An 11,410-nucleotide genomic window follows, 5' to 3' on the forward strand; every position below is an offset into this window, starting at 1 on the left:
GCAAGGTGATAGACGCCTACACCGGTGAGGTGGCGTTGGTGGGGCCGTCGGCGGGCAGGCCGGCCCGGATCGGGGTGGCGGACAGTCTGAAGGAGCCCGAGCACAAGGAGTTGGTCTTCTATCCGGAGCCGGGGCCGGTGGAGTTGGAGGCGTTGGCGCGGCGGGCGGGGCTGGTCCGGGGTGCCGGCCGGCCGGCCGAGCGGGCGGTGCGCTGGCTGCGGGTGATCCGCCGGGAGGCGGGCGCGGACCTGGGCTGGGACTCCGCCCGCAAGGCGGAACTCGAAACCCTCATGCGCGGGGCGATGGCCTGGGAGAACACCCGCCTGACCGGCAACACCGCCGACGCCGGCCCGGCCGCGGACACCGGCCCGCTCACCTCGCGGGAGCTGTCCCGGCTGCTGGACCGGCACCGGGCCTCACACCCCGGTGACACCCTCACCGACGCCCTCACCCGCCTCGCCCGACCGGACACCGCGACCGTGTCCACGACCCCGCCACCCAGCCCGGTCCCGGCCGCGGCGGTCGTCGAGCCCACCGCAAACCGGGCAGCTCGCGGCATCGCGGTGCCGCAGACGCCGGCGGGGACGCCGTTCACCGACCCGGTGCAGTTCAACTCCGGACGTGCGCGGGTCGGCCGAAGCCCGTCGGCCGGTCCTTCCCGCGCCTCCGGGCGGACGAGGGCTCCCGCGTCCGGGACCGAGGCGAGTGGTTCCGGGACGACGCCGGACGCGGCGTCGCTGGTGGCGTTGCTGGTCGATGAGGACGGGATGATCACGGCACCCGCGTGGCAGGCCGTCTCCGAGGTGCTGCGGTGGTGGTTCCAGCGCAGTGCCGGGCGGGGTGAGCGGTTCGCGCCTCTGGCCGACACCGAGCGCCGCAGGGTCAGCGCGATGCTGTGGTACCTGGGCAGCCCGGACGCGGACTGGTCACAGATGCCCTCCCGGTTCGGGCCGCACGCGGGAATCGTCGCGAGAGTGCTGCTGCACTGGCAGCAACACGGTGTGTGGGCGGACGTGGTGAGCGCCGCGCTGCACGCGGTCGGACTGAATCCGGCCGTGGCGGAGGCGGCGGGGATGCTGGCCCCGCCGGGCCCAGGGCCGATTCCGCGCCCCGACGCCGATACGGACGGGCTGTTGCACCAAGGGCAGCTCACGGAGGCCGCCTGGCGGGCCATGCGGCCGCTGGTCCTCCAGCGGTGTGTCCCGGAACCCACCCGTAACAAGTGGGACGTGCTCGCCTACTGGGGACTGGGGTTCACCCCACAGGAGGCAGCCGACAAGTTCGGGGCGAGTTCGTTCCCGCGCACTAAGAACCGCGGTTTGTCCAAGGCCGATCTGACGGAGATCAAACAGTGGTCCAAGGAGCGGCCGTCCCCGCTCGACGAGGACGGCGACTGGCGGAAGCTGTCCGGCGAGGAGGCCGCGGAGCTGGTGGAACGGGTGCCGAACCTGCTGCCGCGGGGAACGGCCGGACTCTATCTCGGCGCTCGCGACAAGATCGCCAGGCTGGTTTCCGAGGACCGCAGGCCGGTGCGCGCCGATGTCCTGGCGAGCCCGCTGTGGGAGAAGCTGCTGCGGGCCGGAGGCGGGGACCGGGCCCGGCCCGCTGCGGGGGCCGCGCCGGGCGTCGGCGGCCGGACCGGCGGGCGCGCCCGGGTCGTCGCCCTGCACGACTGGCTCCGGCTCCGGGAGACCTTGATCGCGGAGCACCAGGTCGCGGACGCCGAGATGTTCCACGCCGTGGAGGCTTTGGTGAGTTTCGGGCGCGGGTTCGGTGAGCGGTACGGCGAGGGCGCCGACGGCTGGGCCGCGCTGCTGGAGGAGGAACCCGAGCTGGCCGAACGGGTGACGCACTGGCGGGAGTCCGGCGTCTGGCCGGCGCTGCGGGTGGCGATCGGAGTCGGACACGGTCTGGCATGGCTGGACGGTCCGAGCGGCACCGTGGCACCGGGACCGGTGGAAAACCTCACCGATACGGCCGTGCTGCTGCACGAGGGGCGACTGACGGAAGCCGCCTGGCGGGCCATGCGGCCGCTGGTCGCCGCCCGGTGTGTGGAAGGCACAGGAGGCAGAGGCAACCGCGAGCGGTGGAACGCGCTCGTCTACTGGAAACTGGGCTTCACCCAGGAAGAGGCCGTGAAGCGGTATGGCATGCATACCAAGGTCAACATGAGCCGCGGTCTGACGAAGGACGACCTGAAGGCGCTCGGCAAGTGGGCGGAGAACCGAACATTCCCGCTCGACGAGGACGGCGACTGGCGGGAGCTGTCCGACGAGGAGATCGCCGAACTCGCGGGGGCCGTACCGAACCTCATGCCGGAGGCAGCCCGTAAGCGGTACACCGAGGCGCCGAAGCGGATCGCCGATCTCGTCAGCCGGCACAAGCGGCCGCATGTCCACGAGCTGCTGGGCGGCCCGTGGTGGGACGAGTTGCTCCGGGCCGGGACCCGAATGGTGTACGGGGTCCGCTCCGCTGCGGCGCAGGACGCGTCGGGTGCGGACAACGCGGTGTGGCGTGCCGAGGCCTTCGCTATCGGCGACTGGCTGCGTGTGCGGGAGGTCCTGCGGGAGCAGGGTGTGACCGCGGACGCGGAGACCTTCCGTGACCTGGAGGCCCTGGTGAGGTTCGGGCGCGAGCTCGACGGGCGGGAGGGGGATGACTTCGGCTGGGCGGCGCTGACGGCTGAGGAGCCGGAACTGGCCGAAGCGGTGAGGCTCTGGCGGGAGGCGGGCGTCTGGCCGACGCTGCTGGAGTACGGACCCGGAACCGAGTTGGAGTGGCTGGACCGCGAGGTGGCCGCACTGCTCCATGGAGAGGGCGGGCTGAAAGACGCCGCCTGGCGGGCCATGCGGCCACTGGTCGCCGCACAGTACGTGCTGGAGCACACCCGCAGACGGTGGAACGCGCTCGTCTACTGGCGACTGGGTTTCACCGGGAAGGAGGCTGGGGAGCGGTTCGGGCTGCGGCCGTCCGCGCTGCGGCGCGGTCTCACCGGAGACGACCTCGCGGAACTGGGCCGGTGGGTCCGCGGACGAACGTTCCCGCTCGACGAGGACGGCGACTGGCGGGAGCTGTCCGACGAGGAGATCGCCGAACTCGCAGAGCGGGTCCCGAACCTGATGCCTCCGGGAACCGGCAGGCAATACGCCGAGGCGCCCCGGAGCATCGCCGGGCTGATCGCCCGGGGCGGGCGCCCGCCCCGGGAGGACATCCTGGGCGGACCGGTGTGGGACCAGCTGCTGGCGGACGGGCACCGGGCGATACACCGACCCGGGGACGGGACGGGCGGGCAAGCGGGTGACCGGAACCTCCCGGTCACCGGCGTGCGCGACTGGCTGCGGCTCCGGGAAGTCCTGCACGAGCGGGGTGTGGCCTCGGGCGCGGAGATGTTCACCGCCCTGGAGGCCTTGGTGGAGTTCGGGCGCGAGCTCGACGGGCGGGAGGGGGGAAATTCCGGCTGGGCGGTGCTGTCGCTCCGGGATCCGGAGCTGGCCCAGCAGGTCGCCCGCTGGCAGCAGGCCGGCCTGTGGCCCCTGGTGCGGCTGGCGCCCGGCCTGGGGAGCGGCCTGGCGTGGTTGGACGCCGGCTTGCCGCAGGCCGCCGCGGAACCACAGTCGGTCGCGATTCCCGGGCCGCAGGAGCCCGCTGGGGCGGACGAACAGACGTCGGTCTTCGAACAGTTCCTGGCCGACTGGCAAGAGGACGGGCCGGTGGACCCCGCCCCGGCACCGGCAGGGGAGGAGGACCTCTGGGCCGGGTTCGACTGGATCGGGGATCTCCCGTGGCAGGCGGCGGACGCCGGGGTGGACGAGGAGGACGCGGACGGCGACCGCACGATGAGGGACCTGGAACCGCAGGGGTACATCGAGCCGAACCTGAACCCGAATCCGGTTCCAGACCTGGACCTGGACCTGGGAATAGACCTGGACCTGGGAATAGACCTGGACCTGGACCTGGACCTGGACCTGGACTTCCCGATGTTTCCGGAGTTCGGTATGTGGGAGCCGCCTCAGGACGTCCCACCTGGCGTGAACGACCGCGATGCGCCGGTCCTGGCCATCGGGCGTGACCTCGACGGCCCGGACGGCGTCGTCTCTCCGTCCGCGGCGGCGCCCGGGGCGGGGAGCGCACCGACCCTGGGCGCCGCCGGGGAGGGCGGTCCCGCACCTTCCGGCGGCCGAGGGGACGCGGCCGGGGCCCCGCCTGGGGCCACCCGGACGGCAGGTGGGTCCCCGGCCGGCGACGGAGCGCCGCGCCGGTCCGACGGTGACACGGGAGCCCTGCTCCGGCGGGTACCGCGCGGGGCCTTCTCCGGACTTTTGGACAGCACCGGAGACATCGTGGAGGACGCCTGGGACGAGCTGAAGCACACCATCGCCGTGGACAGCCTGAAACCACGGGTGCGTGAAGCCGTCGGTCTCTATCTCAGCATCCGGCACGGGCTCGCCGGGCATACGACCGCGGAAGCGGTCAGGAGTGAACTGCGCGGCCACCCCGGGATCGGCCGGCTGCTGCTCGCCCGCGTGCATCAGGCTCTCGCCCACCTCCCGGACCGCGAACTGCACGCCCTCGTCGCCCGCCGCACGGGCGGGAACGGCGACGGGGCGGCGGGCCCAGGGGTGCCCGGGGAGGGCTTGTCCGACGCCGAATGGCGAACGGTGGCTCCCCACCTGCTCGGCCGGTACAGCCTGCGCATGGCGCGGCAGGTGCTGGCCGGTTTCGCCTACCTCAACACCTACGGTCTGAACTGGCGCGACCTGCCCGCCCGTTACGGACCGTATCGGCGGAACCAGGCCATCCTTCGCCGGTGGGCGACATCGGACGTCTGGGAGGGAGTGACGCAGCAGGCGGCGCGCCGCCCCCTCGGCCCGGTCCCCGCCGCGGACCCCCAACAGCAGGACGCCCGGGCCCCGCGGGCATTCCACCGGCCGGACCCCCGGGACCTCCTGGACGAAGGGGGAATGCTCCGGACACCCATCGAGCAGGCACTGCGTGTCCGGACGACGGCGCTGTACGCCCCCCTGAGCGCCCGGGCTGCCGCGAACGCCTACCTGTACCAACAGTGGAGGGCCGCCGTCGACGGCACACGGGGCGGGGATGCGGGCACCCCGCCGGTGCCCGCCCCCCTGCGCAAGGCCGCGGGCCAGCTACGGCGGCTCAGCGCGCGACGGAAGGAGACGAGCGAGTGGCGTGAACTGTCCGAGGACGAATGGGCGGCGGTCGCCGCGCCAATCGTGTCCCCGGGCGATCGGCGTCTCGTCGACAAGGCGCTCCAGGGCATCGCCGGAATCCTACGCATCGAGCGCGACGGAGAGGCCGCCGTCCCGGACGAGGAAATGCTGCGGTACGGGGGTCGGCGGTACGTGCACCGGCTCGCCGACGAGTACACGCAGTCCGGCCACTGGGAACGGCTGCTGGAAGCGATGAGCGAGGCGCTGTCCGGGCCCTCGCACACGGGACCGGGTGCCGAAGGCCCGCCCTCACCCCCGCCGGACGACGGACACGCCGGTCCGCCACCGGCGACGGCTGCGCCGGCCGATACCGAGCCGATGGACGTGGACACGGATGGCCTGCCGCCGGGAGACGCCGGCGGGACGGACCCGGCCCCGGGAGCGGAGGGGGACGGGCAGGCCGACGATCCGGAGGTGCTGGCGGACCACCCGGCCTTCGACATGGCGTTGGCACACGGACTGCACGCGGCCGCCCTCCGCGTCCTGGCGGACCGGCCCGGTGTCGAACTGGCCGACAGGCTGAGCCGGACGACCGGGGACCGAGCCGTCGACGTGCTCTACACCTGGGCAGCGGCCGCGGCCGGGGAGACAGGGGTGCCCGGGGAGGGCGAACTGATGAACTCCGACACACCGATTCCCCTGGAGGTCCTGTCGGTCCTGGAGGGTGGCGTGCCCCCGGCGCTGCGGACGCAGGCCGTACTGGCGGGCGGGAACGACTGGCTGCCGGCCGGTGAACTGACACGGTTGAGGCAGTTCCAGGTGGCGTGCCTGTGGAGGGGCGAACGGTCGCTCCTGGTGGATGAGGCCGTCGCGGTCATGGCGGCACGGGCCCTGGGCGTCGAGGTGGGTGTTCTGACCGGTCCCGGGCGAGACCGGATCATGCCCCTCGCCGACGTCGACTCGGAACTCATGGTGCTGATCCTGCCGCTGCCGGAGAACGGCTTCCGGGTCGGGCTCCACCGGGCGACGGGCTGACCGGGACAGGGACGTACGGACCGACCGATCGTTTCAAGATGAGGTTCGCGGACGGCGGAGGCTGCGGCCCGGTTCGAGCAGAGCCTGATGGGGGCCGGCACGTCGCCCGTAACGGATGCGGTGCCGCTCGAACCGGCGCGGCCAGTGCTGTGACCACATAGGTTCGCCGGGTTGCTGTTGATGTGTAGTGCTCGATGAAGCGGATGTGCCGGTATGACTCAGCGGTAGTCGGCTAGGCCTTCCGCGAGTTCTTCTTCGTCGCCGTCGCGGATTGCGTAGAGGGCTTGCTGCAGGGCGAATGTGCCGCGGATCGTGGCGATGCGGGTGAGGAGTCCGTGGTTTGACCAGTTGCCCAAGGTGAGTACCCGCTCCAGGAGCTCAGGGCCGTAGCTGGCGCCGATGGCTGCGAGGTCCTCGGCCGGGTCGCCGAGTATGACGTCGTCCCAGTCGAGTACTCCGGAGAGGCGCGGCAGGCCGTGCGTCCACTCCCACAGGACGTTTTCGGCACCGAGGTCGCCATGGGCCACTCCCTGAGTGAGGTGGGGAAGGCTGTTGAGTGCTGTGAGTTCCCGCTCGGCCCGTAAGCGTCCGCTGTCGGACATGAGCGGGAACAGCTCCGCGCGCACGTTCTCCGCGAACCGCCGCCAGTGGTCTTCTGCTGCCTGAGGGAGAACTGCTCGTACCGTCTCGTCGGTGCCGGCACGGGCCAGAGCGGACAGCAGCGTGGCGTACTGCGCCGCCACGGTGTCGACCACTTGGGCATCGTTGAGGGCGTCGGTCTCCAGCGGTTCCCCGGGAATGCGGCTGAGTACCAGGAACGGCGCCTCGTCGGTGCCGTGGGTGCCGCCCTGGAGCAGCGGCTCAGGTGTGCGGAAGCCGAGGCCGAGGTTGGCGAGTGCGTGTAGTGCGGCCGCCCGCTGGGGCAGCCGGGCGGCTGCTGCCCGGGTGCGAGGCAGGCACACGACGCGGTCTGAGCCGATGACCACGGTGTGGAATTGCCCCTGACGTACGGCAAGGTCTTCCGGGTTGTCGTCGGGCAGCAGACGGCTCAGCAGAGCGCGATGCGTCGGATGGATGCTCACGAGTGTCTTCTGGATCCTTCGCTGGGTCGGAGGCGATGCGCGCGAAGTGCTGTCAAGCCGCGCCGGTGAGCGGGCGTCCTCCCCAGCGAATGCCCTTCTCGCTGCGGATGCGGGCGCGTTCCTTGCGCTGGGCGGCGAGTACGTCGGGGTGGCGGGCGTTGGCGTTGCGCCAGCGCAGGTAGGCGTGCAGGGTCCGGGTCTGCGCGGGGTGGCTGCGGTGGTCGGAGTTGGCCAGGGTGAACTGCCGCAGCGGTCCGAAGTGAGCTTCGATCGGGTTGGCCCAGGAGGCGTAGGTCGGGGTGAAGCACAGCTCGACCTTGTTCTTCTTCGTCCAGCGGCAGATGTCAGCGCCGGTGTGGGCGGAGAGGTTGTCCAAGATGATGTAGATCGGGGCGCCGTCGGGGCGGGCGGCGCGGATCGACTTCAGCGCGGCCAGGGTGTTGGCGGTGCCCTTGCGGCGTCGGTTGACGCCCCAGAGTGTGTCATCGCCGACGGAGTAGCAACCGTGGAAGCAGGCGATGCCGTGCGTGCGGCGGTAGGTCGCCGGCAGGCGGTCGGGCTTGCTCTCCAGTGGTGCAACCGAGGTGGTCAGGTTACTGGCGAGCTGCTTGGAGCCTGCGGTACATCCGCACCTCACGCTCACGTACCTCCAGCGGGTACTTCCTCGGGCCAGGCATCGGCAGGGCTGCTCTCCGCGCGTTCCACCTGACCTGTGGTCACCGTTCCTCGCGTCTCGGGGAACAGTGACGCAAAGGGCGTCGGCCGGAGTGGGGTGGGTGTCTTTCGCCACCGACCTGCCGGCCGGGATTTCCAGGGCTGCGCGCGACCGGCCTGCCTCATGCCCGTCCGGGCGGACGACCAGCGTTCGGCGGAGAGCCCCGCGCGAACGGCGTCGGCACAGCGCGGGAAGGCCGTCCCGTTCGCCGGACAGCTCGCGGCCCTCGGTCACCCGGTCTGACCTCGCCGGCGCCGGTCGCGGCCCGTCCCGGGTCCGGTTCCCCGGCCATCGGGAGGCTGCGTGGGCCCCCGCCCTTCTGGAGCGGCGGAGCCGTGCTTCGACCCTCCGTCGGCAGCGGCTGGCCTCCTGACGGCCACGGCTCCGAGGCCCGGGTCACCTGCTGGCAGGTGACCGCCGAACCGCCGGGCACCCACCAGCAGGTGACCGGCGCCCACGAGGGCGAGCACCGCCGCACCCGCCAGCAGTCCCAGGACCACTCCGATGGCCACCCGCAGGACAAAGTCTTCGCCCATAATCGTCCTCGCTCCGCCGCACGTCGTCTCTCCGCGTCCAACGGACGCGAGGCCGGGGTGGTTCAGGCGGGAGGTGGCGCGGGCGGACCCGTCCTGGGCAGCCTCCGACCGCTGCAGTTCGCCGAACAAGCGCGCAGTTCCCGGGTGATGTCGGTGATCATGGCCTTGCGCTCCCAGGCCGAGGGCGGCGCCTCACCAGGGCGTACGGCGGGTGGAGCATGCGGACGCCGGCCGGCACCGTCACGGAAGCCGTGGTCGGCAGGACCAGGACCGCCGCAGCGGTGAATGCGGCGATGCCGCCCGCGGGGAGGTCCGGACCGGCGGGATACCCGGCCGGCCGGAGCCCCCGCCCAGAGGGGGCGGCGGGGCCTCGTACGCCCGGAGCCGTGCGCGTCGCGCGGAGCCGACGTCCATCGCGTCGGGGGCATCGTTGGCCCAGGCATCGCCGATGCGGTCCCAGTGACGACGTGACCGACGGTCAGCGCGGTGAGCGGCTCCCGCCGGAAGCCGACGGAGAACGGCGGCAAGGCGGCGGTCACGGACCCGATGACGTGCACCCGATAGGTGCCCGCGCGGTGCGGAAGCCCCAGGCCGGTGAAGCGGATGTCCGGGCGGCCGCGATTCCAGTGCCCCGTATTCGGTCCCATCCGGCCGGACAGCACGGTCCGGCCCCGCTCGTCATGGATCTCGTGGCGGACGGCGCCCCGGGAACGCGGCAGCGCCACGGGATACACGTACTCGGGCCTGTCGGGGACGTGATCGACCTGGTCGGCCCGTATCGCACCGCGGGGAGACCCGGTGGCGGCCCCGGTGCGCCGCGTACCGGACTACACGAGAGCGGCGAGGACCAGCACGAGAGCCAGAGCGGCAAGGACCGCGGTGGGGAAGATCCGGGCCGCGGTGCGATATCGGTGTGCTGACTGCATGGTGTTCGGGATCTCCTTGGGCATGGGCGACTCGCTGTGAGGCAGCTCCGCTGCCGCTTGGAACGAGTGGTACGGAAACCGGGTTCACGGGCAGGCCGGCCGCCGGGGGCGTCCGCGGGACGTCGACGGTTCCGGTGCCCGGGTCCGTCTCACGTCCTCCGCGGGCCGCAGGAACGCGTCGCCGCCGGTATCCGGGGCAGGAGGCACCGCGCCCGGCCCTTTTCGCAGTCTCGTCCGGGTCCGGCGGACCGGTTTCTCCGGCCGGGCTCGGCGTCCCCGGCCCCGGGCGCGGAGCGCGCCCCTCCGGCAAGGCCTGTCGTGCTTCGGCGCAGGTCCGGACCGTGCGGGGAGGAGGGCGGTACGACGACGGTCGCCAGGCCGGCAGGAGGGCGCGGCGAGTACCGGCGCTCCGGGCAGCGCCTGGGCAACGAGGACGCGCCGGCCGGCGGTGGGGCCCGGTCGGTCGGCCCTCATGTCGTCCCGCCGGCCGGGAGCCGTCGGCCGGGACCGCGCCCGGCGCGTCGGGGCCGCTCCACTGCCGTGGCGATGCACGTCCCGGCTTTCCGGCGCACGTCGTTCATGGGATTCCGGCACCGGTTGCGGGCTTCCGCCCCTCCCCGGCGCGTGTGCGTGACGGTCCTCCCGGAGGACGGACGTGCGGCCGTCACGAGAGGGCTGCGCCCTCTCGTGACGGGACATCACCATGGACTCCTCCGTTACGGCGACGGGCCGGGGCCGGCCACAGGACCCGTGGGCAAGGCCGTACGCGCAAGGGCGCGGACACCGCGTGAACGAGACGGCGGCCCGGCCTGTTCGCCCGGCACCGGGAAGGGGACGGGCGCGGACGAGCGGGTACCCCGCGTGGTCCGGCCGATGAACGCTCGCCCACCCCGCCCCGGACGGCCCCGGCCGCTCGGCGGGACCGTCCGGGACGGTATCCGCCGTCGGCGGACCGGGACTAGTGGAACCGGAAGCTGGTCAGCTCGTCGTTGTGGATCGGCAGAGCGGCGGTGGAGCCGCCGGGCCCGTAGCAGCCCATGTCGTAGCCGTAGTTCTCGTGCCGGTACATGCAGACGGTGCGGTTGGTCCGGTTCCACACCGAGGTCGTGCGGTCGTTCATGTCCTTGCCGACGTTGGGTGTGTCATGGGTGCTCGAGAAGAAGCGGCCTTCGTAACTGCTGTGCTGCCAGATGCAGAAGTGCCCGGAGGGGCACTGGCTGTAGTGGGCCTGTGCAGCCGGGGCGTTGAGCGTCACCAGGGCGCCGGCCAGCACTGCTCCGGAGAGCAGGACGCGGCGAAGCCGTGAACCGATCACAGATGTTCCTCATTCGTGATTTCGCCACCGGCGGGAACGCCGGGACGTGGTGGGTGGAGGAGCACTTCCCGGAAGGCGCGGCGGAGCATCCGCCGCGGTGGCCACGTGCCACGACCTTCCGCATGTGCGTCCGTTCGCTGTGGACGTTCGAAACGGCGCGGTGGTTCACCCCGTGGCCCCACGTCTCACACGGTGACCGCTGGCGGGCCGGCGGTGCCGGGCGGGGAGGGCCGGCGGCCCCGTCCCTCCCTCAGGCCTTCGGCCGGCGTGCCGGACACCTCCCGCTCCGCCCGGGCGGCGGCGGACCGGGCCGCCGGCGGAGCCCTGCTAATGTCCCTTTCCGGTACGCGGGAAGGGACGAGGGGGTCCTCACCGCTCCGGTCGTCTGCGCCGCTCCCCCGCTCCGGGCGGACAGGTCACCGCGACGGTCACGCAGGTGTCCGGGGAGAGCGAACCGCTCACGTGTCCGCACGCCGTGTCCGGGGGGCGGGTTGTGACGCCGTTGAGCGGGATACCGGGGGACGGTGACGGTTGTGGAACATGGGCTTGATTTCGGGTTGCTGGGTCCGCTGGTGGTGCGGCGGGCGGGCGCGGTGCTGGATCCGGGGCGGCGCAAGCAGCGGCTGCTGC

At 72.5% G+C, this 11,410-nt stretch carries 3 protein-coding genes and 1 pseudogene; 1 reads left to right on the forward strand and 3 read right to left on the reverse strand.

Going from position 1 to position 11,410, the window contains the following annotated elements:
- Positions 1 to 29: 29 nt before the first annotated feature.
- Positions 30 to 6,206: a transposase gene (locus KUM38_RS39420; protein ID WP_217136950.1), complete on the forward strand. Its 6,177-nt coding sequence runs from the start codon at positions 30 to 32 to the stop codon at positions 6,204 to 6,206.
- A gap of 218 nt (positions 6,207 to 6,424) precedes the next feature.
- Here the strand turns inward: KUM38_RS39420 and vph are convergent, their stop codons facing one another.
- From vph to KUM38_RS39435, 3 genes and pseudogenes are all read right to left on the reverse strand, one after another.
- The gene (vph, locus tag KUM38_RS39425; protein WP_217136951.1) at positions 6,425 to 7,288 is read right to left on the reverse strand and encodes a viomycin phosphotransferase; all 864 of its coding nucleotides are present in this window, start codon (positions 7,286 to 7,288) and stop codon (positions 6,425 to 6,427) included.
- 52 nt (positions 7,289 to 7,340) lie between these two features.
- Positions 7,341 to 7,856 (reverse strand): annotated as a pseudogene (locus KUM38_RS39430) (transposase); the annotation flags it as partial.
- A gap of 2,567 nt (positions 7,857 to 10,423) precedes the next feature.
- On the reverse strand, positions 10,424 to 10,780 hold the full coding sequence (locus KUM38_RS39435; RefSeq protein ID WP_217136952.1) for a peptidase inhibitor family I36 protein: 357 nt from the start codon (positions 10,778 to 10,780) through the stop codon (positions 10,424 to 10,426).
- Positions 10,781 to 11,410 lie beyond the last annotated feature (630 nt).

This window comes from Streptomyces sp. AC558_RSS880 (assembly GCF_019049255.1).
Taxonomy (GTDB): domain Bacteria; phylum Actinomycetota; class Actinomycetes; order Streptomycetales; family Streptomycetaceae; genus Streptomyces.